The following is a 23833-nucleotide window of genomic DNA, read 5'->3' as shown; positions in this document are numbered from 1 at the left end:
CGTCAACCGTACGACCTGGCTCCGACATCCGCGGCGGGGCCGCCGGCCGCGCCCGCCCGACCGCGGAGGGTCACGTCCGCGGCGGCGCCCACACGGCCACGAAGGACCCGCACGAGAACACCTCGCCGTGCAGCTCGCGCTTGACGCGCACCTCGATGTTGCGAGGCGTCCACTTGATGATCGGCTGGTTCGCCGGAACGTGCTTGGGGACGTAGCCCGGCACCGCGACGAAGCGCACGTCGATCGTCTGGAACAGGACCAGGTAGTCGCCCTCCTTGTCCAGCTCCTTGGCGCGCTTGACCATCAGCTTCTCGGCCTCGGGGTTGGTGACCTCCATGAAGTACAGCCAGTCCATCGGGAAGGGGTTGCGCAGTTTGAACACCGGATACGCCACCGAGGTGTCCGGGAGGACCGCCACCCACTTCGCGGGCCGCGCCTTGACGCAGTCGCGCACCTGCTCCATGTAGCGCCGGTCCCCCGGGCTCGTGCGGATGCCGCGCATCTCCGGCGACACCGTGCCCATGTCCTGCGTCAGGTACGGGCGGCCACTGTCGATGTAGCTGTTGCCGTCGCGCACGTCCAGCAGCTTGACCGCGCCGGTCCCGACGACCAGGACGCCGGCACAGGTCAGCGCGGCGGCCCGGACGTACACCGCCCGGCGTGCGGGCGACGCCGCGGCGACCGCCATCGGGCCCGGGGAGGCCGCGCCGCGCCACAGCACGACCAGGGTGGTGAGCGCGAGCGACCCGCCGATCAGCGCGGGCACGTCGTAGCCGTACGACAGGCTGACCATCCAGCCGAGGGCGAGCACCGGCAGCGCGGCGGTCAGGACGCGCCGGCCCACGATCAGGTCGACGACCACGGCGGCGACCAGCATCCACCACAGGACCACCGAGTACGCGACCTCGGCGAAGATCAGCTTGGCCTGCGCCGGTACGGCCACCACCGCCGCGGTCGCGACCACGCACGCGACCGGGTCGGCCCACTCCGCGACGCGGCGCACCGGGCCGTCGGCCGCGTGCCGGGCGACCAGCCGGGCCGCGGCCACGGCGGCGAGCGCCGCGAGGAACACCCACAGCCAGCGGGCCTCGCGCGGTGCGTGGTCCAGCATGTCGGGCAGCATCGTCAGGACGCGCTCGCCCCACACGCTGTCGGTGCCCAGGAGCTGGTCCGGCAGCTCGGCGGTGCCGCCGGCGAGCACGACCCACACGACGTACGCGAACGGACCGGCGGCCAGCGCGGCCAGGTCGCGCACGACGCCGCGCACCGTGACGCGGCCGGTGCGGCGGGGGTGCAGGTACACCATCGCGAGCGCGACGAGGGCGACGGGGGCGAAGCTCTGCTTGCATATGACCGCGTACCCCGCCAGGAACAGCCCCCAGCGGCGCATCGCGGAGCTGTCGCGGCGCACGCCGCGGTCGATCAGGCACCAGCCGAGGCTCGCGAAGAAGATGCCGTCGGTGGTGTGCCACGTCATGGCCGCCCACATGTGCAGGTTGACCATCGTCGCGGCGGCGGTCAGGCCGATCAGCAGCGGCCCGAAACGCGTCCACGGGCGGCCGGTGACCAGGACCGCCAGCGCGATCGCGGACACCGCGAACTGCAGCGTCGCGATCCACGCCTGGACCAGCATGAGCGGCCCGGGGATCGCGAAGTCGACGATGTGGAACAGCGCCGACCCGGCCGGGCGCGGCGAGAAGAAGTCCGCGTGCGGCACCTCCCCGTGCAGGATCCGCCAGGTCAGGGCCTGGGTGAAGCCCTGGTCCATCGGTGCGAACCCGTAACGGCCGACGTACGCCGTCAGCCATGTCGCCAGCAGCAGCGGCCACGCGACCGCGAAGGCGACCCGCGCGACGCGGCGGCGGTCCCAGGCGTCCCGGGACGGCGTGTACCTGCGCCACCACGGACCCGCCGGGGAGGCGGGCGGGTCGGTGCCGGGGGGCCGCTCGGCCACCGCGACCGCCGCCGGTCCGGCCGCCGTACCGTCGCCGGGCGCGGTGGGTGCGCCGCGCCCGGCGGCCTGGCCGACCGGTGCCGCCGGGGCGGTCGCGCGGGGGCGACCGGCCGGGGGGACGGCGCCGCCGTCGGCCGGCTCGGCGGGCGACTCGCGGTTGTCGCGGGGGTCTTCGCCGTCGGCGGTGTTGTCCGTCATCGGGTTGTCGTCCTCGACCCGAGGATGGCCATCGTGTCCTTCGCAATCGCGGTGGCGCCCCGCCGCCGGGGCCGGCGGAGGGAAGCGGGTGGAAGCCTGCTGCGTGTGTCGGATCACGCGCGTCGGGCCGCGCGGGATCCGCCGGCACGGCCGGTGGTGCGGTCAGTCGTACGGGCCGACGCTACGCGGCGACGGTCGCGCGGGGCGCCTCCGCACGCTCACGCCGAGTGCTCGGGCCCGGTACCCGTCAGGCGCTCCCACAACGCGCGCACCTGGGGTTCGAGCGCCTCGATCGGCCCGTCGTTGTCGATGACGACGTCGGCGATCGCGAGGCGTTCGGCGCGCGTCGCCTGCGCGGCCATGCGGTTGCGGGCGTCCTGCTCGGTCATGCCGCGCAGGCGGACCAGCCGGTCCAGCTGGGTCTCCGGCGCCGCGTCGACGACCACGACGAGGTCGAAGCGCTTCTTCGCGTTCGTCTCGGCCAGCAGCGGGATGTCGTTGACGAGCACCCTGCCCTCGCCCGCCGCCTGTGCCGCCAGCTCGGCCGCGCGCGCGCCCACCAGCGGGTGCACGATCGCGTTGAGCGCGGCGAGGCGGTCGGCGTCGGAGAAGACCAGCGCGCCGAGTTTGGGACGGTCCAGCGTGCCGTCCGGGGCGAGCACGTCCTCGCCGAACTCCGCGACCACCGCGGCGAGTCCGGGGGTGCCGGGCTCGACCACCTCACGGGCGATCAGGTCGGAGTCGATCACCACCGCGCCGTACGCCGCGAGCCGCTTGGACACCTCGCTCTTGCCGCATCCGATACCGCCGGTGAGCCCCACGTTGACCATGGCACGGAAGCCTAGTGCGCGGAGCGCCGACGCGGACGGCGGTCCCGAAGGACCGCCGTCCGCGTTCAACGCCGCGCGAACCCGCCGATCAGATCGGCAGCTTGCGGAAGATCGGACGCGGCACGTGGCGCAGCACCGAGAAGACGTACCGCAGTTGCCCCGGTACCCAGACCGTCGTGGAGCCCTTGCGGAGCCCCTTGACGATGCCGTCCGCGACGACGTCCGGCGTGGTCGCCATCGGTCCGTCCGGCATGCCCTCGGTCATCTTCGTCTTCACGAACCCCGGGCGCACCACCATGACGTGGACGCCGGTGCCGTGCACCTTGTCGGCGAGGCCCTGCGCGAACGCGTCCAGCCCGGCCTTCGAGGAGCCGTAGATGAAGTTGGCCTTCCGGGCGCGCTCCGCGGCGACCGACGAGATCACCGCGAGCGAGCCGTGGCCCTGGCGGCGCAGCGCCTTCACCGTCGCGAGCCCCGCCGAGACACCGCCGACGTAGTTGACCTGCGCGACCTTGGCCGCCGCGACCGGGTCCTGCTCGTCGGACTCCTGGTCGCCGAGCACCCCGAAGGCCAGCAGCACGACGTCGATGTCACCGTCGGCGAACACCCCGTCGATGGTCTTCTCGTGGGTTTCCGGCTCGGCCGCGTCGAACGCGACGACCTCGACGTTCGCCCCCTGCCGCCGCAGGCCCTCGGCGGCCCGGTCGAGTGCTTCGGAGGGACGCCCGGCCAGGACGACCCGGCGTACGCGCTCGTCGACCATCTTGCGGGCCGTGTGGAGCGCGATCTCGGAGGTTCCGCCGAGAATCAGGAGTGACTGCGGTGCGCCCAAAGCGTCTTTCACCGTATTTCCTTTGAGTGAGTGGCGTGGCCGGAACCCGGTCCGCCCCGGTCAGGCGAGGCCGAGGCGGCGCGCCTGGTCGGAGACGAACACCCCGTCCGGATCCACCTTGGCGCGAAGGGTGCGGAACTCCTCCAGACGCGGGTACATCCGGCCCATGTCCGCGGGGTCCATCCGCGAGTCCTTCGCGAGGTACAGGCGCCCGTCGTTGGACAGCACCAGTTCGTCCAGCTCGTGCAGCAGCCGGGCGAGGCCGGGGGTGTTGGTCGGGAAGTCCAGCGTCAGCGTCCATCCCGGCTTCGGGAACGACAGGTAGCCGCGGTTCCCGGGGCCGAAGCGCTTGAGCACCGTCAGCGACGACGGCGCACCGGCCGCGCTGATCTTCTCGACGGCCTTGCGCAGCGCCTCCTCGCGCTCGAACGGCATGACGAACTGGTACTGCAGGAAGCCCGTCTTGCCGTACGCGCGGTTCCACTCCTGGATCGCGTCCAGCGGGTGGAAGAACGCCGAAATGCTCTGGAGCTGCCCGACCTTGTGCTGCGGTGCCTTGCGGTACCACATCTCGTTGAACAGGCCCATGGTGAATTTGTTCGGCAGGCGGCCGGGGATCACGTCCGGGACGGTCACCAGCGAACCGCTCTTGAACCGCAGCGGCTTGGCGCGCTTGCGGGCCGGCAGGTCGTCGAGGCGGGCGAACTCGCCGCAGGTGAGCACCGACCGGCCCAGGTTGCGGCCCTTGGCGAGGCAGTCGAGCCACGCGACGGTGTAGCGGTATTTCTCGTCCGTCTCGGCCATCAGGGCCATGATCTCGTCGAGATCCTTCGTGCGGTCGGTGTCGACCGACACGAGCGAGGTCTCGATGGGGGTCATCCGGATCACCGCGGAGAGCACGATGCCGGTCAGACCCATGCCGCCCGCGGTCGCCCAGAACAGCTCGGGGTCGTCCTCGGGGGTGACCGTGCGCACGGTGCCGTCGGCGAGCAGCAGGTCCATCGACAGCACGTGGTCGCAGAAGCTGCCGTCCGCGTGGTGGTTCTTGCCGTGCACGTCGGCGCCGATCGCGCCGCCGACGGTCACCTGCCGCGTGCCGGGGGTCACCGGTACGAAGAACCCGAACGGCACGAAGAGTTCGATCAGCCGGTCCAGGCTCACGCCCGCCTCGGCGGTGACGATCCCCTGCTCCAGGTCGGCGTCGAGCACGCGGTTCAGCGCCGTCATGTCGAGGACGAGGCCGCCGCCGTTCTGCGCCGGGTCGCCGTAACTGCGGCCCAGCCCCCGGGCGATGACGCCGCGTTCGGAACGCCGGCGCAGCGCGCCGACGACCTGCTCACGCGTCATCGGGGTGACGACGTCGGCGACGGTCGGGGCGGTGCGTCCCCAACCGTGCAGCGCCGTGCGCCGGGCAGCGGGGAAGAAATCGGCCGAGGGGCCGTCAGACATGGAACACTCCAAGAACGAACATGATCAGCCACGCGAGACCGAGTCCGACGATGACTTTGTCCTTCAGGACAACGTCCTCCGGCGCGCCCGCGGTTCCCGCGTCGACGTAAAGGGCGTACCGCAGCAGGACGAAGCCGAAGGGCACCAGGGAGAGCTGCTGCCAGGCCAGCGTCGCGTCGCCCTGCGGGATCTCGAAGGCCCACAGGCTGTACGTCAGCACCGTGACCGCGACCGCCATCTGCCACACGAAGCGCAGGTAGGTGATCGAGTAATTGGCAAGCGAGGCGCGGGTCTTCGCCGCTTCCTCGCCCATGAGGACCATCTCCGAGTACCGCTTGCCGGCGACCATGAACAGCGAGCCGAAACCGGCGGTCAGCAGGAACCAGCGCGACAGCGGCAGTTCGGCCGCGAGGCCGCCGATCATCGCGCGGAACAGGAAGCCGGAGGCGACCATCATCAGGTCGAGCACCAGCACGTGCTTGAACGCGAAGCAGTAGAACAGGTTCAGCACGATGTACAGGCCGACGACCAGCGCGGTGTTCCGGTTGCACAGCACGACGGCGAGCACGACGGAACCCACCGCGAGGACCGGCCCGAGCGCCCACGCCAGCTTGACCGGCACCGCCCCCGACGCGATCGGCCGGTTGCGCTTCTTCGGGTGCCGCCGGTCCGACTCCACGTCGGCCGCGTCGTTGACGTAGTAGATCGACGCCGCCGCGAGACAGAAGATCGCGAAGACGTAGATGCACTGGCGCAGCACGTCCCACTCGTCGATCCGGCCCGCCGCGAGGGGGGCCGCGAAGACGAGGACGTTCTTGACCCACTGCTTGGGCCGCGCGAGCTTGACGAGCCCGCCCGGGAGTCCCCCTCTGGGACGCCGCGGCGGTGCCTCCAGCGAATCGGCGGCGGCCTGCGGCGACGCTTCGATCTCGGACGTGCTCACGTCTTCAGATCCCCTTCGGTACGGAAGTGGCGCGCTGTGACCACGACCGGCTCAGCTGGGCGGCGGCGGCGCCCATCGCCGCGCCGCCGATGACGTCGGTCGGGTAGTGGACGCCCACCACGAGCCGCGAGAAACCCATCGCGACGGCAGTGGGCACGGTGACCTTGGCAGGCACCAGGCCACGGAAGGCGACGACGGACGCGGCGGCCGACACGGAATGGGACGACGGAAAACTGTGCCGTCCCGCGGTCCGCACCAGCGGTTCGAGCCCCTCGAAGTTCGGGCGCGGCCGGCGCACGACGCGCTTGAGCGCCATGCTGGCCGCGTGTGCGGTGGCGATTGTCGCCGTGGCGCGGAGCCACTGCGACCGGCGGTTCTTGTCGCAGGCCGCGCCGACAAGACCGGTCGCGAGGAACACGCCACCGTGCTCGCCCGCGAAGGAAAGGGCCTTGCTGGCCCTCTGGACCACCGGGTGCCCGGTCCGACCGCGTACACCGCGGTACAGGGCGACATCCGTCCCGGTGACCATGTTCACTACCTGCCCGGTGGCCGGAAACCCACCAGAGGCCATACGAATCCTCATTCCACATGTCGCGACGGCACCGGAAGACCGGCCCCCGAGCGCTGTTCTCGTCGGTCGTCGGTCCCGGCCCGGCTCACCGCGTACGCGCGCATGACCCGTACCAACGGGAAGCCGCGCAGCAGGCGCCAAAGGCCTTAGAGTACGCGAAACGTTGCTACGGGCTCCGCCCGCACGGCTACCCGTCCCCCGGACGAAGCGCCCCGCGCGGAACCCGAACGCAGTACGGTCCTCGCAGGTCAGAGCGTGTCTGATGCAAGCGCTTTCAGTCGATCACTCTGCGCTCTTGTGACAGAACTGTGGCAATACCCGACCCGTTCCACGATCGGTTGTTCACCCCAGCGGCACCGGGGAGGAACCCCCCGCGATCAGCCGCACGGGTGACCCCGTGCCGTCCGAGGGAACCGCCCACACGTCGGTCACCGCGCCGGAGCCGGCCGGGAGGCTGTAGGCCACGGTCCGCTCGTCGAGCCACACCGCCTGGTCGTCGACGCTGTGCCGCTCGGCCAACGCGGTCTCCGCGCCGGTCGCCAGATCCAGCACGTACAGCCGCCACGGCGCCCGCGCGTCGTCGGAGACCTTCTTCTTGAACGCCAGACGGGTGCCGTCGGGCGACAGCGACGGGCACTCCACGTTCTCACGCAGCACCGTCATCTCCCGTGCCCGCACATCGCCGCGCACGAGGTACGTCCGGGCGGGTGAGAAGGTCGACATGGTCGCGTAGAACACGTTGTCGTCGGAGGTGAAGGTGACGCCCCAGAAGTTGCGGTCGACGGCCCGGACGTCCTTGCCGTCGCGCGTCACCGCGAAGTCCTCCAGCGACGCGACCAGCGCTCCCGTTTGCGTGTCGAGGATCGACGTGCGCGTCGAGAACGACGTTCCGGCGTACGAGTCGCCGTACACGAACACCGTCCACGACGCCATGCGGCCCGACGCGGACAGACGCGCGCGGTTCGGTGTGCCGGACAGTTCGACGCGGCGGACCTCCCGCAGCCCGGCATCCAGGACCACCGCGTAGTTGTGCGTCACGACGCCGCGGTCGGCCGTCAGGCACAGCGCTGTCCCCGCCGCCGCGTACACGCGATCGCAGGTGCGGTCGCCGACCTGCCGCGGCCCCCCGGGATCGGCGGCCGACACGGTCGCCAGGTGGCCGTACCCCGGGCCGGACTCGGTGCTGCGGAACAGCAGGCGGGGCGGGCCCGGCAGCGTCAGCGGCGCCGCGCCGGGAGCGGTGCCGTCACCGCCGTACCTCTCGCGGTCCTCCCGCTCGACGGCGTGCAGGGTGTACGCGACGCCCACCCCCGCCAGCACGGCGAGTGCCAGCGCGAACACCAGCAGCCGTCCGCGCGTGAACACCGCCCGGACCGGCTCCTCCCCGACGGCCGCCCCCTGGTGCTCGCTGTCATCCACGTCCCCGCGCCCCTCCCAGCACCACCGCACTCACCACCAGCGCCGCCGCGAGCAGCGCCCCCGACCACGCCACGGCCCCCTCCGGGCCCCACCGCGTCCACGCCCACCCGAACGCGACGGACGACACGAACCGACCGGCCGCCTGACCGGTCTGCAGCACCGCGAGCCCGCTCGTGCGCAGCGCGGGCGGCAGCCCCGCCCCGGCGGCGGCCATCAGCACCCCGTCCGTCATCGCGTAGAACACGCCGTGCAGGGCGAGTGCGCCCACGAGCAGCCCGGCACCGCCGAAAGGCCCCGCGAGCAGCACGTACACCCCGCCGAGCACCACGTGCCCGGCGAGGAACACCCGGCGGCGCCCGAACCGGTCCGCGAACCGGCCGACCGGGATCGCGAGCAGCAAATAGACCCCGGCCGTACCGAGCGGCAGCAGCGGGAACCACGAGGCGGCGATCGCGAGTTCGCGCTGCAGCACCAGGTAGACGAACGCGTCGCTCACGGTGGCCACACCGAGCAGGGCCGCGCAGACGCACAGCCTGCGGAACGGCACGTCGCCGAGCAGCCGCACGCCCGCGCGCCACGAGGCCGCCCGCGCCTGCTCCGGCGCACCGGGGCGGTCGCGGACGAACAGCAGCAGGACGAGTAGTCCGGCGACGCCGATGCAGAAGCTCACGACGAAGACCGCGTCGTACGCCGTCGCGACCGCGGACAGGATGAGGAACGCGGTCAGGGGTCCGGTGAACGCTCCGGCGGTGTCCAACGCCCGGTGCACTCCGAACGCGCGCCCCTGCGCCTCGGGCGTGCTGGACAGCGAGATCAGCGCGTCGCGGGGGGCCGTCCGCAGGCCTTTGCCGGCGCGGTCGACCGCGAGCATCGTGCCGATCCCCGGCACCGACGCGCCCACGAGCGGAAGCCCCAGCCTGCTGACCGCCGACAGCCCGTAGCCGGCCGCGGCGACCTTCTTGCGTGCCGAGAACCGATCGGCGACGTGCCCGCCGACGAGCCGCAGGAAGACCGTGACGCCGGAGAAGAGGCCGTCGAGAAAGCCGAAATAGAGGATCGACAGGCCCAGGCCCGAGACGAGGTACACCGGCATGACCGCGGTGACCATCTCCGACGAGATGTCCGTGACGAGGCTGACCACACCGAGCGCGACGACGTTGGCCGTGACCACGCCACGGGCCCGTGACCTCCCGCCCGTGCCGACTCGACCAGCGTCCTGCCCCCGACTGAACGACACATACACGCCGCACCGGCCCCCTCCGGCCGTCACCCACCCCGGCCAAACCCTAACGGCCACAACCCGGCACCGGGACGAAACCACCGGAGCACACCGCAACGCGACGCGGCACCGCGGCAAGACGATGGACACGGTCGACTCCGCCCGGGGACGGCCCGCACAACGCGGTGGGACGTGGTGACGGGTGCCGCGGTCCCGGCAGGCCGCCACGCCGCCACGCCGGGTCGGCGAACCGCGTCGGCAAGCCCGAACCGTGGAGACGGGTGAGGGCGGCGTGGTGATGGGTGCGGTGGTCCCGGCGGGGTGCCCAGCCGCCGCGCCGGGTCGGCGTGCCCGAACGACCCGCCCGGGGAGGCCGTCGGCCCCACCCGAGGATCGCCCGCGCAACGGGGCTGGGCGCGGCGACGCGTGAGACCAAGGCGTGGTGACGGGTGCCGCGGTCCCGGCGGTGAGCGCGTCCCCGGCGACGGCGCCGGATCGTCGCGCCGGTGGGCGAACCGCGTCGGCACGCCCGGGGCCGCTGTCGGCTCCGCCCGGGGATGGCCCGGGAAGCGGGGCGGGCTCGGCAACACGTGGGGTCGGGGCGTCGTGATGGTGGGCCGTCGGCCCGGCGGTGAGCGTGTGCGCGGTGGGGGCGCGAGGGGCGCCGCGTCGGGTCGGTGGGCCGCGTCGGTATGCCGGGACGGCTGAGCCGGGGACGGGGTCGGCCTCGCCTGGAGGATCGCGCGCTCGAAGTCGCGGTGACGAGCGCGATGATCCCGGGGGCGGTGCCCGCGCTGGTCGGCGGCGGCGTCGCCGGACCGGGTGGCGGTGTCGGCCTCGGGCCGCGGATGTGGCGGTGCATGCGGAAGGCCCCGCTGGTGGGCGGGGCCTTCCGGGGGTGCTACCGCGTCAGAGCGTCAGCTCTGGCCGCCCGCGAGCTTCTCGCGGAGGGCCGCCAGGGCCTCGTCGGAGGCGAGGGCTCCGCCGCCGCCGGACTGGGGCTCGGCCGGGGCCGACGAGTAGGAGCCGCCGCCGGCGTTGCCGGACTCGGCCGCCGCCTCGGCCTCGGCCTCGCGGGCCTTGACGACCTGGGCCTGGTGCGACTCGAAGCGCTGCTGGGCCTCGGCGTACTGCCGCTCCCACTCCTCGCGCTGCTTGTCGTAGCCCTCGAGCCAGTCGTTGGTCTCCGGGTCGAAGCCCTCGGGGTAGATGTAGTTCCCCGCGTCGTCGTACGTCGCCGCCATGCCGTACAGCGTCGGGTCGAACTCGGCTTCGTTCGGGTCGGCGCCGAAGGCCTCGTTGGCCTGCTTCAGCGACAGGCTGATGCGGCGGCGCTCCAGGTCGATGTCGATGACCTTGACGAAGATCTCGTCGCCGACCTGGACGACCTGCTCCGGGATCTCCACGTGGCGCTCGGCCAGCTCGGAGATGTGGACCAGGCCCTCGATGCCCTCGTCGACGCGGACGAACGCACCGAACGGCACCAGCTTGGTGACCTTGCCCGGGACGACCTGGCCGATCTGGTGCGTGCGGGCGAACTGCTGCCACGGGTCTTCCTGGGTCGCCTTCAGCGACAGGGAGACGCGCTCGCGGTCCATGTCGACGTCCAGGACCTCGACCGTGACCTCCTGGCCGACCTCGACAACCTCGGACGGGTGGTCGATGTGCTTCCAGGACAGCTCGGAGACGTGCACCAGGCCGTCGACGCCGCCGAGGTCGACGAACGCACCGAAGTTGACGATCGAGGACACGACGCCCGTGCGGACCTGACCCTTCTGCAGGGTCGTGAGGAACGTCTGGCGCACCTCGGACTGGGTCTGCTCGAGCCACGCGCGGCGGGACAGGACCACGTTGTTGCGGTTCTTGTCCAGCTCGATGATCTTGGCTTCGAGCTCCTTGCCGACGTACGGCTGGAGGTCGCGGACGCGGCGCATCTCGACGAGCGACGCGGGAAGGAAGCCGCGGAGGCCGATGTCGAGGATGAGGCCGCCCTTGACGACCTCGATGACGGTACCGGTGACGATGCCGTCCTCCTCCTTGATCTTCTCGATGGTGCCCCACGCACGCTCGTACTGCGCGCGCTTCTTCGAGAGGATCAGGCGGCCTTCCTTGTCCTCCTTCTGGAGGACGAGGGCCTCGATGTTGTCGCCGACCGCGACAACCTCGTGGGGGTCCACGTCGTGCTTGATGGAGAGCTCGCGGGACGGAATGACGCCTTCGGTCTTGTAACCGATGTCGAGCAGGACCTCGTCCCGGTCGACCTTGACGATCACGCCATCCACGATGTCGCCGTCGTTGAAGTACTTGATCGTCTCATCGATCGCCGCGAGGAAAGCTTCCTCGGAACCGATGTCGTTGACCGCCACCTGCGGGGTGGTTCGAGTGGCCTCGGTGCTGCTCGTCATGTGGGAAAGGGCTCCGGTACGGACAGAAGTCGTCGGTAATACCACGCTCCAGGACCCGGTTTCGCCCTGTCGGACTGACAGCCAAGCGGATTGACCGAACGGAACGACAAAGGTGAGCGCGACCTGCTCCGTCTGAGTTCACGCAGGCCCGCGGCGCAACTTGCAGCATACGGGGCCGTCAGAGCGCGGTCAACGCGCGAGGCAACGGGCGGGTGGGCGCCCACGACGCGCCCATACAGCGGTGCGGCGCCCGCCGCAACCAATCCCGCACGGGCGGCACGATAACGTACCCCGATCCCGAACAACAGCACGTGAGGCGATTCCTATGCAGGAGACCGGGCCGGGCGAACCGGTGGGCGCGGCCTTGGGCGGCGTCGGGCGCCGCGCCGTCGGGCCCGCCGAGAGTGTGCGCGCCGGGCGTTCCTGGTGGGACGCCAACGCCGACGACTACCAGGCCGAGCACGGGGATTTCCTCGGCGACACCCGCTTTGTGTGGGGTCCGGAGGGCCTCGACGAGCAGGGCGCCCGGCTGCTCGGCGAGGTGGCCGGACGACGCGTCCTGGAGGTCGGCGCGGGCGCCGCGCAGTGCTCGCGCAGCCTCCTGGCGCGCGGCGCGTCGCCCGTGGCACTCGACCTGTCGTTCCGGCAGTTGCAGCACGCGCGGCGGATCGACCTCGCCCACGGCACCGCCGTACCGGCCGTGCAGGCGGACGCCGCCGCGCTCCCGTTCCGCGACGGCGCCTTCGACCTGGCGTTCTCCGCGTACGGCGCGCTGCCGTTCAGCCCCGACGGCGGCGGCATCATGCGCGAGGTGCACCGCGTCCTCAAACCCGGCGGGCGATGGGTTTTCTCGCTCTCGCACCCCCTCAGATGGGCTTTTCCCGACGACCCGGGCGAGGCCGGGCTGACCGCGACGCACTCGTACTTCGACACCACGCCGTACGTCGAGCAGAACGACGCCGGCGAGGCGACATATGTCGAGTTCCACAGGACCCTCGGGATGCGGGTCCGCGAGGTCGCGGCGGCGGGGTTCCGGCTGGTCGACCTCGTCGAACCGGAGTGGCCCGAGGATCTGGCGCAGGTGTGGGGCGGCTGGAGCCCGACGCGGGGGCGGCGGATCCCGGGGACGGCGATCTTCGTCTGCGACCGGGACTGATCCGGCGTCAGCCGTCGTCGGCGCGGGCGGCCGGGACGGCCGACAGCACCAAGGTGTCGTCGGCCTCGACGGGGCGGCCGTCGGCCCCCTCCCCGGGCGACGCGTCGGGCGTGGCCTCCTCGGCTCGCGCGGCACGGCGCCCCCGGTACTCCGTCAGCAGCGCCGCCGCGAGGAGCAGCAGCCCGGCCGCCACCAGGCCGAGCGGGAGCCGGTCGTGGAGGAACAGCAGCCACGCCTTCTGGCCCTTGGCGTCCGCGACGAGGTCGTCCGACGACGCGGCGGTCATCGCGACCTGCCCGTCGAACAACACGAACCTGCCGGGGTTGGCGGGGTCTTCGGGATGCGGGGTGCGCAACTCCTCGGTGCGGCGCTCCTCCTCGTACACCGGGGTGCCGGTGACCGGCTCGACGAGGATGGTCCGGGTGAGCGTGAACCAGCGCTCCATCCCGGCCTGTTCGATCTGCGCGGCGTCGATGCCGCCGGGCAGGCGCGGTGCGCTGCCGAGCGTCCACGGCACGTCCTGCGTGAAGCGGTAGACCGTGAGGCCGTGGAACTTCTCGGTGCCCCGGTAGTCGATCGGGGCGGCGGTGCCGGTGTACGGGTCGAAGTGGTGGTACGCGCGCTTCCGCACGAAGTAGGGCCACTTGTCGCCGACTCCGACGTGCGCGACCGGCTTGCCGTCGACGCTTTCGGCGCAGCAGTCGTCGGGATTCCCGGTGACGGCGTCGAACGCGTACCGCTCGGGGATCCGGGTGACGACGGTGCCCGCGCTGTTCGTCACCACGAGGCCGACATCCCACACGACCGTGCCGCCGTCGCTCGCCTTGGCGTCCGGCCGTATCGTCCGGACGATCGTGGCCTTGCCCCGGCCGGGGCCCCTCGGGTCGCCGACGAGCGTGACGTTGTCGGCCGTGAACGTCGTGACCCGGTACGCCTCGTCGCTCGCGAGCGTCTTCGCGACGACGCGCGGGAACACGTACTCGCGCAGCAGCGGTGCGAGCGCGACGCAGAACGCGGCCGAGGCCAGCAGGATCAGGGCGGCCCTACGTCGCATCGGGCGCCACATCGAGCGGCTTGGTGACCTCGCCGGGCTCGGGCACCGCGAGTGCCGCCACCGCGTACGCGACACCCAAGGCCAGCACCAGGCCGACGACGACCGCGGCGAAGGCACGCACCACGAACCCTCCTTTGCGCTGCCGGGGACGGCACCGTAGCAAGGCCGGGGACAGATGAGAACCTGTTCTCGTCTCCCGGTGTTCAGCCGGCCGGCGACGACTCCCCGGTCGGCCGGGCCGTCGTCGGGGACGCGGAGGCGGACGTCGGCGGTGACGAGGTCGTCGGCTTGCCGCCAGGCGTGGTCGGCGGCGGCGACGTGGTCGGGGACGGCTCGGGCGACGACGGAGGCGGCTGCGTGGTGGCTGGCGGGGGCGGCACGACGGGCGTCGTCGCGGGCGGCGGCGGCGCCGGGGCGGGGGGCGGCGCGGCGACCGGCGGCAGGCTGGTGACGATCGGACGCACGCCCGTCTGGTAGTACGCCATCCACGCCTTGACCGAACTCACGTACGCGGCCGACTGGTTGTAGCTGTAGATCGCCCGCTCCAACCCGGCCGGCGTACTCAGGTCCCGGTCCCCCGCGCACAGGTAGCGCGCGGCGGTCAGCGCCGCGTCGAAGACGTTCTGCGGATCGGCCTTGCGGTCCCTGTTGCCGTCCAGCGCGTACGCCCGCCACGACGACGGGATGAACTGCATCGGGCCCACCGCGCGGTCGAACTCGCGGTCGTAGTCGAGCGCGCCGCCGTCGGTGTCGCGGATCGCCATCGTGTTGTTGCTGCCGTCGAGGCGCGGCCCGAGGATCGGCGTCAGCGCCGTTCCCGCGATGTCGACCTGGCCGCTGTTGGCGTGCCCCGACTCGACGCGGCCTATCCCGGCGAGCAGTTGCCACGGCAGACGACACGCCGGGTCGGCGACGGCGGTGGTCGACGCGGCCATCTGATACGCCGTCAGCACGATCTGCGGGATCCCGTTCGAGCCGGTCACCACGGTCGCGGGCGTCCCGGGCGGGGGGAACGCGATCGAGGCCGACGGCGCGGGCGCGGACGCCGAGGGGTCCGGCGGGGGCGCGTCGGTGACCGGAACGGCGGCCGGGATCTCGGGCGGCAGTTCGAGGTTCGCCGGCACGCCTCCGTCCACCGGGCCGTTGTCCAAATCCGGTTCGGGGTCGGACATCTTCGGCACGTCGGAGACATTGACGCGTTCGGCGGTCACCATCGTGAACGGATTCCGCACCACGGTCGTCGCGACCAGCAGCAGGGCGGCGACGGCCGCGGCGGCGATCCACGGGTTGATGAGGCGGCGGCGCCGCGACGCGGCCGTACCGTCGGCCGAGGCGTCGTCGCCGGCCGCCAACTCCTTGCGGGCGAACTCGGGGGGCTGGGCACCCAACGACGTGATCCACGCGTCGATTTCGTCGGGTTCGTCGGGTTCGTCGGGTTCGTCGGCCGGATCGGTGCCCTCGGGCGCGGTGCCCGCGCCGGGCTTCGCGGCCCGGTCGGCCGGCTGGTCGGCTTTCCCGTCGACCGCCTCGGAGTCGTCGGCTTCGGGGGACCCGCCCGCCGTACCGCCGCCTCGGCCGGCCTCGGCCCGGTCCTCCGGTCCGCCGCGCGGCGCGCCCTCCGGTGCGGCGGTCCCGGCGTCGCCGTGCGGCGGCGCCTCCGCGTCACCCGTGTTCCCCGACGGCTCCGGCCCGTCCGGATCCCGCGGACCCGGCCCCCGCTCGGCCTCGCCCACGAAACGCCCCCTTCGCCCTGGCTGCATGTCGGCCTGCCTCGCCCCGGGACCGGGATCGCGCCGTGCCCGGCCCGTGGGACGGCGAACGGCAAGCGAAGACGAACCTACGTCAGGTTCCCGCGCTCCTCCAGACCCTCCGCCCGGCAAGCACCGGAATGTTCGGTGAACTCCCGGCATGCGGGCGGAAGATCACCTTGTCACGGCACCAACATCCCGCAGCCGCACGCCCTCTGACACCGCGTCAAACCCGCGGGCCACGGGCAACAGCCGGGACCCTTCGGCTCGGCCGAGCCGCGTCGCGGGCGCGGCGGTGCCACCGACGCGGCGGAACCGCACGGAGCCGCCGGACCCGTCAGTGCCCCGCGTCCTCCCACGTCGCACCGAAGCCCACCGACACATCCAACGGCGCCCGCAGCGGATACGCGCCCGCCATCTCCCGGCGCACCAACTCCTCGATCGCCGCGCGCTCCCCCGGCGCGACCTCCAGCACCAGTTCGTCGTGCACCTGCAGCAGCACGCGCGACGCGAACCCGCCCGCGTGCAGCGCCTTGTCGACCGCCAGCATCGCGACCTTGACGATGTCCGCCGCCGACCCCTGGATCGGCGCGTTCAACGCCATCCGCTCGGCCATCTCGCGACGCTGCCGGTTGTCGCTCGTCAGATCCGGCAGATACCGGCGACGACCGAACACCGTCTCGGTGTAGCCGGTCTGCCGCGCCTCGTCGACCACCGCCCGCAGGTAGTCGCGCACGCCGCCGAACCGCTCGAAGTACGTCGCCATCAGCTTCCGCGCCTCGTCCGGCGCGATGTCGAGCTGCTGCGACAGCCCGAACGCCGAGAGCCCGTACGCCAGTCCGTACGACATCGCCTTGATCTTGCGGCGCATCTCCGGATCCACCCGGTCCGTCGGCACCGTGAACACCGCCGACGCGACCGTGTTGTGCAGATCCTCGCCGGACGTGAACGCCTCGATCAGCGCCTCGTCACCCGACAGATGCGCCATGATCCGCAGCTCGATCTGGCTGTAGTCGGCGGTCAGCAGCCCCTCGAACCCCTCGCCGACCACGAACGACCGCCGGATCAGACGGCCTTCCTCGGTGCGGATCGGGATGTTCTGCAGGTTCGGGTCCGACGACGACAACCGCCCGGTCGCGGCCACCGTCTGATGGAACGTCGTGTGGATCCGCCCGTCGTCCGTGATCGTCTTGATCAGGCCCTCGACCGTCACCCGCAACTTCGTCTGGTCCCGGTGCCGCAGCAACGCCGTCAGCAGGTCCTGTGCCGGCGCCGGGATACCCGGCTGCGTGGCCAGCCACGTCAACGCGTCGGCGTCGGTCGTGTACCCGGTCTTGATCTTCTTCGTCTTCGGGAGGTCCATCTCGCCGAACAGGATCTCCTGCAACTGCTTGGGCGACCCGAGGTTGAACTCCCGGCCCACCGCCTCGTGCGCGAGATCCGTCGCCTGCTTGACGGCCGCCCCGAACTGGCCCTCCAGCGCGTCGAGATAGCCGCGGTCGGCCGCGATACCCACGCGCTCCATCCGCGCGAGGACCGCCATCAGCGGCAGCTCCATGTCACGCAGCAGCCCCAGCGCCCCGCGCTTCTCCAACTCCTCGTCGAGCGCCGCCGCGAGATCCACCACCGCACGGGCGGCCAGCATCAGCGCCTCCCCGCGCGCGGCCTCCGCCTCCTCCTCGCCGGACATGTCCAGTGCCAACTGGCCGTCCGCCGCGGCCTCGTCGACCTTGAGCTCGCGGTGCAGGAACCGCTGCGTCAACGTCTCCAACGCGAACGTCCGCTGCCCGGGCAACACCAGGTAGGCGCCCAGCGCGGTGTCCGACGTCAGCCCCGCCAGGTCCCAGCCGTGCGCCTTCAGCGCCAGCATCGGGCCCTTCGCGTCGTGCACCGCCTTCGGCCGCGCCGGATCCGCGAGCCAGGCCGCGAGCGCCTTGTCGTCCGCCTCGTCCAACACCAGCGGATCGACGAACGCGGCCGTGCCGTCCGAGGCCGCCAGCGCGAGACCCGACACCGTGCCGGTGCCCCGCGCCCACGTGCCCTCCAACGCCAGACCCGTACGCCCGTCCCCCGCCGCGTGCTCCTCCAGCCACGCCGCGACGTCGCCCGTCCCCAGCACCGACGTCTCCAGCGTGAAGCCGTCCTCGACCGCCGGCGCCTCGTCGCCGCCCTCGGCCGCCGCCGGGTCCACCGCGAAGATCCTGTCCCGGAAGTTCGCCGCACGGAACTCCAGCGTGTCCATCACCTGCTCCAGCGCCGGACGGTCGAACGCCTTGCGCGCCAAATCCGCCGGCTCGACCTCCAGCGGGACGTCGCGCACCAACTCGGTCAACTCACGGTTGCGCCGCACCGACTCCAGGTGATCGCGGAAGCTCTGCCCGACCTTGCCCTTGACCTCGTCGGCCCGCTCCACCAACTCCTGGAACGACCCGAACTCGCGGATCCACTTCGCCGCGGTCTTCTCCCCCACCCCCGGAATGCCCGGCAGGTTGTCGGACGGGTCCCCGCGCAACGCCGCGAAGTCGGGGTACTGCTGCGGCGTGAGCTGGTACTTCTCCTCCACCGCCGCCGGTGTGAACCGGTGCAGCTTGCTGACCCCGAGCATCGGATACAGCACCGTCACCTCCGGGGACACCAACTGCAGGGCGTCACGGTCCCCCGTGAGGATCAGGATCTCGAAGCCCTCCTCGGCCGCCCGCGTCGTCACCGTCGCGATGACGTCGTCGGCCTCGAAGCCCTCGACCCGCATCGTGCGAATGCCCATCGCGTGCAGCACATCGACGATCAACTCGATCTGGCCGCGGAACTCCTCGGGCGTCTCCGTCCGATTCGCCTTGTACTCCGCGTACCGCTCGGTGCGGAAGGACTTTCGGGACACGTCGAAGGCCACACCGATGTGCGTCGGTGCCTCGTCGCGCAGCACGTTGGCCAGCATCGACGTGAAACCGAACACGGCCTGCGTCGGCTGGCCCGTCGCCGTCGACATCGTGGCCTCCTTGAGCGCGTAGAACGCGCGATACGCCAAGGAATGCCCGTCGAGCAGCAACAAGCGCGGGCGCGCGCCGGAACCCGTCGCGTCGGTCGCATCGGAAACGGCGGAAGGCTGGGGTGCGTCAGAGGAAGCCACACCCAGATCCTAGGCTGGGACGCCGACACACCCGGCCACGCCGATCCCGCACACACCGCCCACCGCGCGCGAAGGACCCCCGGTATGACCCCCCCGGAGATCTCGTTCCCCCTGCCCGTCGACGAACTCACCGGCATCTTCGGCTCCCGCTCCGCGCGGCCCACACTCGGCGGCACCATGGGCATCGTCATGCACGAGGCCTCCGCCGAACGCCTGGTCGCCACCATGCCCGTCGACGGCAACGCGCAGCCCTACGGCCTCCTCCACGGCGGCGCCTCGTGCGTCCTCGCCGAGACGCTCGGCTCCATCGGCTCCGCGATCCACGCCGGCCCCGACGCCCTCGTCGTCGGCATCGAGATCAACGCCACCCACCACCGCCCGGCCACCGGCGGGCTCGTCACCGGCACCGCGACCCCGGTACACCTCGGCCGCACCCTCGCGACGTACGAAACCGTCATCACCGACGAAGCCGGAAAACGCGTCTGCACGGCACGACTCACCTGCATGATCCGCCGCGACGGCTGAACGGGCGTCAGGCGGCCGACCCGTCGATCCCGCCCACATACTCGATGCGCCCGGACCTCACCTGGTACAGACGCAGGGCCTCGCCCGCGAATTCGCCGCCGGCACCAAACGCGTACGACCTCGCCAAGCCCCTGTACGACCCCTTCCGCAGGCCGCTCAGAACCGCCTCACGCGTCACGCGCGCCCCCGCCGCATCGAGCCTCCCGATCTCCTCGATGACCATGTTCGCCACGTCGTACGCCTCCGCCGCATACGCACCCGGCTCCGTCTTGAACTTCGCCGTGTGCTCCGCGACGAACGCCCGCGCCGCCGCATCCGCGGCGAGGTCGGCACACGGACACGCCACCAGCCAGTTCTCCGCCGCGTCGCCCGCCGCCTCGACGAACCTCGCCTCTTTCACACGGTCCCCCGCGATCACCGGGACCGTCACCCCCGCCTGCCGCAGATCCCGTGCGAACAGCGCGGCGTCCTCGGCATCACCGGCATAGACCAGGCCCTCGGCACCCGAGCCACGCACCGCCGCGAGCGCGGGCCCGAAATCTCCCGAACCCTTCGGCGCCGACACGGCGACCACACCCACCCCGGCCCGGCCCAAACCCGCTTCCACCGCATCCGCCAAACCCGCGCCGTACTCGGTCGCGTCATCCACCACCACGACACTCCGCAGACCCAGCGCTCCCGCGTAATACGACGCGATCCCGGCCCCCTGCACCGCGTCGCTCGGCACCGCACGCAGCAACGACGTGAAACCGTTCCCCGGATCCGTCAGCCCCGGGCTCGTCGCCGACGGGGACACCGCCGCCAACCCGGCCTCCGCGTACAGCCGGCCCGACGCCCGCACCGATGCCGAACCAACCGGACCGACCACCGCCACCACGTCGCCGTCGTCGATCAACCGCCGCGCCGCCGGGACGGCCTGCTCCGCCGACCCCGCGTCGTCCGACTTCACCAACCGCACCCGGAACGGCGCGCGCGGCGAGCTGTTGAACTTCTCGACCGCCAACTCCACGCCATTCGCCTCGTTGAGCGCGAATTGCGCGTCGGCCCCCGACAACCCCGCCTGAAAACCGATCGCGTACGTCCGGACGCCGCCGTCGTCACCCCCACCCGAACCACCGCCCCCGCACCCCCCCAGCACGAGCGCCGACACCGCCAGCGGCAGCCCGAATCCGATCACGCGTCGCCTCAGCACCGCCCACTCCTTGAGCCTTCCGCGGAAAACCCGAACAACCCGAAAGAATCGAGCAAACTCGGATCCTGTGCACGACGCGCCGAAAACCGGCCGCCGAAATGAACAAACCGCCCGGACCATGAAAGCCAGGGCGATCTCCGAGGAACCGCGCGCGAATTTCAGCGACAACCCGTTACTCGGCCACCTCGCCGCCCGACACGACGACCTCCGCCACCGCCCGCATCGACAACCGGCGGTCCATCGACGTCTTCTGAATCCACCGGAACGCCTCGGGCTCGGACAACCCGTACCGCTCCTGGAGCACCGACTTCGCGCGGTCCACGACCTTCCGCGTCTCCAGACGCTGCGTCAGCCCGGCGACCTCACGCTCCAGCGCCGCGAGTTCCGTGAACCGCGACACCGCCATCTCGATGGCCGGAACCAGATCACCCTTCGTGAACGGCTTCACCAGATACGCCATCGCCCCCGCGTCCCGCGCGCGCTCCACCAACTCCCGCTGCGAGAACGCCGTGAGCATCAGCACCGGGGCAAGCCGCGCACCCGCGATCTGCTCCGCCGCGGAAATGCCGTCCAGCACCGGCATCTTCACATCCAGGATCACCAGGTCCGGCCGCTCCTCCTCCACCAGCCGCACCGCGGCCTCCCCGTCCCCGGCCTCCCCCACGACCCGGTACCCCTCCTCCTCCAGCATCTCCTTGAGGTCCAACCGGATCAGCGCCTCGTCCTCGGCGATCACCACACGGATACCGGAGTCGCCGGCGGACTGCGGGGACTGGCTGGCAGCTGACGTCACGGCTCTCCTAGGTTCGCGCGATACTCGCAGGCAGAAGGGTACCGAGAGGCGGTAAAGTAGAGCGCGCGGAGGACCCCTCCAAAGCATAGACCAGAGGGATGAAAACGGACATTTGCTCCATTTAATGATAAACAAGCCGGAATGGTGGAATAGGCAGACACCGCGTTCTCAAAAGACGCTGTCCGAAAGGGCGTGCGGGTTCGAATCCCGCTTCCGGCACCCATAACTCCTCATTCGAGTGAATGTTCGGAGTTGTCCAACGACGGTCACGTGAAAGCGCGACCGTCGTCGTATGAGCACTCCCCATGCGCTCGAGAACGGTTTCCCGGCAGGAAGCACAACCGAAAAATCGAACTAGCCGACTGGCAATACGAGATCGTCGAGGCCTTCCCCTGGCCGTTCATCCGTGGCCTCATCCACTCCGACGGCTGCCGCGCCACCAACTGGACCGTCAAGACGGTCGCCGGTAACCCCAAGCGCTACGCATACCCGCGCTACATGTTCAGCAACGAATCCGCCGACATCAAAGGGCTGTTCACCTGGGCTCTCGACCTGGTCGGCGTCGCCTGGAAGGTCGCCGGTCGCAAGAACGTCTCCATCGCCCGCAAGGAAGCCGTCGCGCTGATGGATCTTCACGTCGGTCCCAAATACTGAATGCGCGACGGCCGCCGCTCCGGACCACCGCGTGGTCCGGGGGCGACGGCCGTCGGGCGTCGGGGTTCGTGCGGAGAAGGAGAAGCGGGTCAGGTGCGGCCGACCAGTTCTCCTATGTGGTGGACGCGGATCATGTTGGTCGAGCCGGGGACGCCCGGCGGGGAGCCGGCGGTGATGATGACGACGTCGCCGGGCTTGCAGCGGCCGATGTCGAGGAGGGCGGCGTCGACCTGCTGGACCATCTCGTCGGTGTGCTCGCACAGTTCGCCGAGGAAGGTCTCGACGCCCCAGGTGAGGGAGAGCTGGCTGCGCACGGATTGCTCGGGGGTGAAGGCGAGCGTCGGGATCATCGGGCGGTAGCGCGAGAGGCGGCGGGCGGTGTCGCCGCTCTGGGTGAATGCCACGAGGTATTTGGCGCCGAGGCGTTCGCCGATCTCGGCGGCTGCCGCGGCGATGACGCCGCCTTGGGTCCGCGGGTCCGGGAGGGAGCGCAGCTCCTCCTGGAGGGCCGAGGACTCCTCGGAGGCGATGATGATGCGGGACATCGTCTTGACGGTCTCGATGGGGTACTTCCCGACGGAGGTCTCGCCGGAGAGCATGACGGCGTCGGTGCCGTCGAGGACCGCGTTGGCGACGTCGGAGGCCTCCGCGCGGGTGGGGCGCGAGGCGTTGATCATCGAGTCGAGCATCTGCGTCGCGACGATGACGGGCTTGGCGTTCGCCCGGGCGAGTGTGATGCAGCGCTTCTGGACGAGGGGGACCTGTTCGAGGGGCATTTCGACGCCGAGGTCGCCGCGGGCGACCATGATGCCGTCGAAGGCCTCGACGATCTCCTCCAGGTTGGCGACCGCCTGGGGCTTCTCGATCTTGGCGATCACCGGGACGCGGTAGCCGACTTCGTCCATGATGCGGTGGACGTCGGCGACGTCCTCGGCGCTGCGGACGAAGGAGAGGGCGACCAGGTCGCAGCGGATGCGCAGCGCCCAGCGGAGGTCTTCGATGTCCTTGTCGGAGAGGGCGGGGACGCTGACGGCGACGCCGGGGAGGTTGAGCCCCTTGTGGTCGGAGACCATGCCCCCCTCGATGACCATCGTGTGGACGCGGGGGCCTTCGACGTCGGTGACCTCGAGGGTGACGCGGCCGTCGTCCACGAGGATGCGTTCGCCCTTGCCGACGTCGCCCTGGAGTCCCTTGTAGGTGGTGGAGACCTCGTGGCGGTCGCCGGGCACCTCTTCGGTGGTGATGGTGAACTCGTCGCCGCGTTCGAGGAGCACGGGGCCTTCGGCGAAGTTGCCGAGGCGGATCTTGGGACCCTGGAGGTCCATGAGGATGCCGACGCTGCGGCCGGACTCGTCAGATGCCTTGCGGACGCGGTGATAGCGCTCTTCGTGCTCGGCGTAGCTGCCGTGGCTGAGGTTGAAGCGGGCTACGTCCATGCCTGCGTCCACGAGCGTGCGGATCTGCTCGTAGCTGTTGGTGGCTGGGCCCAGAGTGCAGACAATTTTGGCTCGACGCATGAGGTCAACCCTAGTTCCTACCGGAAGGTAACGAGTGGGGCGGCGTCCGGTTTGCCGCTGGGGTCGGCCGACGCCTTGCCGGCCGAGCGGGGGGCACCGAACGTACGGAGCCCCCGCACCGAATGTAACGACGCGGGGGCCATGGATGGTTCTGTCCGGAGCGGAACGTTCGGGGGAATCCGGGGTGAACCCGGCGCGATTTCGCGGGGGTTCGGTGCCGGGTCCCGACCGGTCCGGGCTCGGACCG

19 protein-coding genes and 1 tRNA gene are annotated in these 23833 nt (G+C 71.3%); 4 read left to right on the top strand and 16 right to left on the bottom strand.

Annotation, left to right across the window (positions count from 1 at the left end; translation table 11 throughout):
* Window positions 1-70: 70 nt before the first annotated feature.
* The 9 genes from LO772_RS25035 to rpsA all read right to left on the bottom strand — a co-directional run bounded on the left by LO772_RS25035 (window position 71) and on the right by rpsA (window position 11820).
* Window positions 71-2152 (bottom strand): hypothetical protein, encoded by a 2082-nt coding sequence (locus tag LO772_RS25035; RefSeq protein ID WP_231774284.1) that lies wholly within the window; start codon window positions 2150-2152, stop codon window positions 71-73.
* Window positions 2153-2370: 218 nt separating this feature from the next.
* Complete coding sequence (gene coaE, locus LO772_RS25030; RefSeq protein WP_231774283.1) at window positions 2371-2982, bottom strand: dephospho-CoA kinase; 612 nt, start codon at window positions 2980-2982, stop codon at window positions 2371-2373.
* A gap of 88 nt (window positions 2983-3070) precedes the next feature.
* Window positions 3071-3826, bottom strand: coding sequence for a decaprenylphospho-beta-D-erythro-pentofuranosid-2-ulose 2-reductase (locus tag LO772_RS25025; protein ID WP_231774282.1), 756 nt, complete (start codon window positions 3824-3826; stop codon window positions 3071-3073).
* A gap of 48 nt (window positions 3827-3874) precedes the next feature.
* The gene (locus tag LO772_RS25020; protein ID WP_231774281.1) at window positions 3875-5263 is read right to left on the bottom strand and encodes an FAD-binding oxidoreductase; all 1389 of its coding nucleotides are present in this window, start codon (window positions 5261-5263) and stop codon (window positions 3875-3877) included.
* Entirely contained in the window at window positions 5256-6206 is a 951-nt protein-coding gene (locus tag LO772_RS25015; protein ID WP_231774280.1) for a decaprenyl-phosphate phosphoribosyltransferase, read from the bottom strand. Before LO772_RS25015 ends, LO772_RS25020 begins: the two co-directional genes overlap by 8 nt.
* A 4-nt stretch (window positions 6207-6210) precedes the next feature.
* Window positions 6211-6624, bottom strand: a complete 414-nt coding sequence (locus LO772_RS25010) for a phosphatase PAP2 family protein (protein WP_331717266.1) — start codon at window positions 6622-6624, stop codon at window positions 6211-6213.
* A 495-nt stretch (window positions 6625-7119) separates the two neighbouring features.
* Entirely contained in the window at window positions 7120-8196 is a 1077-nt protein-coding gene (locus LO772_RS25005) for a TolB family protein (protein WP_331717265.1), read from the bottom strand.
* Window positions 8189-9439, bottom strand: coding sequence for an MFS transporter (locus LO772_RS25000; RefSeq protein WP_443089312.1), 1251 nt, complete (start codon window positions 9437-9439; stop codon window positions 8189-8191). The genes LO772_RS25005 and LO772_RS25000 overlap by 8 nt, the downstream gene beginning before the upstream one ends.
* An 893-nt stretch (window positions 9440-10332) precedes the next feature.
* Window positions 10333-11820: a 30S ribosomal protein S1 gene (rpsA, locus tag LO772_RS24995; protein ID WP_231774277.1), complete on the bottom strand. Its 1488-nt coding sequence runs from the start codon at window positions 11818-11820 to the stop codon at window positions 10333-10335.
* Window positions 11821-12145: 325 nt separating this feature from the next.
* Between rpsA and LO772_RS24990 the strand changes: the two genes are divergently transcribed.
* Entirely contained in the window at window positions 12146-12976 is an 831-nt protein-coding gene (locus LO772_RS24990; protein WP_231774276.1) for a class I SAM-dependent methyltransferase, read from the top strand.
* Between the two features lie 7 nt (window positions 12977-12983).
* Here the strand turns inward: LO772_RS24990 and LO772_RS24985 are convergent, their stop codons facing one another.
* The 4 genes from LO772_RS24985 to polA all read right to left on the bottom strand — a co-directional run bounded on the left by LO772_RS24985 (window position 12984) and on the right by polA (window position 18905).
* The gene (locus LO772_RS24985; protein ID WP_231774275.1) at window positions 12984-14030 is read right to left on the bottom strand and encodes a porin PorA family protein; all 1047 of its coding nucleotides are present in this window, start codon (window positions 14028-14030) and stop codon (window positions 12984-12986) included.
* Window positions 14020-14154 carry a hypothetical protein gene (locus LO772_RS35930; protein WP_269453087.1) on the bottom strand — a complete coding sequence of 45 codons (135 nt, stop codon included), beginning with the start codon at window positions 14152-14154 and terminating at the stop codon, window positions 14020-14022. The genes LO772_RS24985 and LO772_RS35930 overlap by 11 nt, the downstream gene beginning before the upstream one ends.
* 79 nt (window positions 14155-14233) lie before the next feature.
* Window positions 14234-15763 (bottom strand): lytic transglycosylase domain-containing protein, encoded by a 1530-nt coding sequence (locus tag LO772_RS24980; RefSeq protein ID WP_231774274.1) that lies wholly within the window; start codon window positions 15761-15763, stop codon window positions 14234-14236.
* 352 nt (window positions 15764-16115) lie between these two features.
* Window positions 16116-18905, bottom strand: a complete 2790-nt coding sequence (gene polA, locus LO772_RS24975; protein ID WP_443089311.1) for a DNA polymerase I — start codon at window positions 18903-18905, stop codon at window positions 16116-16118.
* 84 nt (window positions 18906-18989) lie between these two features.
* Between polA and LO772_RS24970 the strand changes: the two genes are divergently transcribed.
* Window positions 18990-19430, top strand: a complete 441-nt coding sequence (locus tag LO772_RS24970) for a hotdog fold thioesterase (RefSeq protein ID WP_231774273.1) — start codon at window positions 18990-18992, stop codon at window positions 19428-19430.
* A gap of 7 nt (window positions 19431-19437) precedes the next feature.
* Here the strand turns inward: LO772_RS24970 and LO772_RS24965 are convergent, their stop codons facing one another.
* Both LO772_RS24965 and LO772_RS24960 read right to left on the bottom strand, forming a co-directional pair.
* The gene (locus LO772_RS24965) at window positions 19438-20790 is read right to left on the bottom strand and encodes a branched-chain amino acid ABC transporter substrate-binding protein (RefSeq protein WP_231774272.1); all 1353 of its coding nucleotides are present in this window, start codon (window positions 20788-20790) and stop codon (window positions 19438-19440) included.
* Between the two features lie 4 nt (window positions 20791-20794).
* The gene (locus LO772_RS24960; RefSeq protein WP_231774271.1) at window positions 20795-21415 is read right to left on the bottom strand and encodes an ANTAR domain-containing response regulator; all 621 of its coding nucleotides are present in this window, start codon (window positions 21413-21415) and stop codon (window positions 20795-20797) included.
* A gap of 135 nt (window positions 21416-21550) precedes the next feature.
* Between LO772_RS24960 and LO772_RS24955 the strand changes: the two genes are divergently transcribed.
* Together LO772_RS24955 and LO772_RS24950 are read left to right on the top strand one after the other, a co-directional pair.
* Window positions 21551-21634: transfer RNA gene (locus tag LO772_RS24955), tRNA-Leu, on the top strand.
* 33 nt (window positions 21635-21667) lie between these two features.
* The gene (locus tag LO772_RS24950; protein ID WP_331717264.1) at window positions 21668-22069 is read left to right on the top strand and encodes a hypothetical protein; all 402 of its coding nucleotides are present in this window, start codon (window positions 21668-21670) and stop codon (window positions 22067-22069) included.
* 89 nt (window positions 22070-22158) lie between these two features.
* Here the strand turns inward: LO772_RS24950 and pyk are convergent, their stop codons facing one another.
* Entirely contained in the window at window positions 22159-23586 is a 1428-nt protein-coding gene (gene pyk / locus LO772_RS24945; protein ID WP_231774270.1) for a pyruvate kinase, read from the bottom strand.
* Window positions 23587-23833 lie beyond the last annotated feature (247 nt).

Source organism: Yinghuangia sp. ASG 101, from assembly GCF_021165735.1.
Classification (GTDB): Bacteria; Actinomycetota; Actinomycetes; order Streptomycetales; family Streptomycetaceae; genus Yinghuangia.
This window is presented reverse-complemented; position numbering and strand designations above follow the sequence as displayed.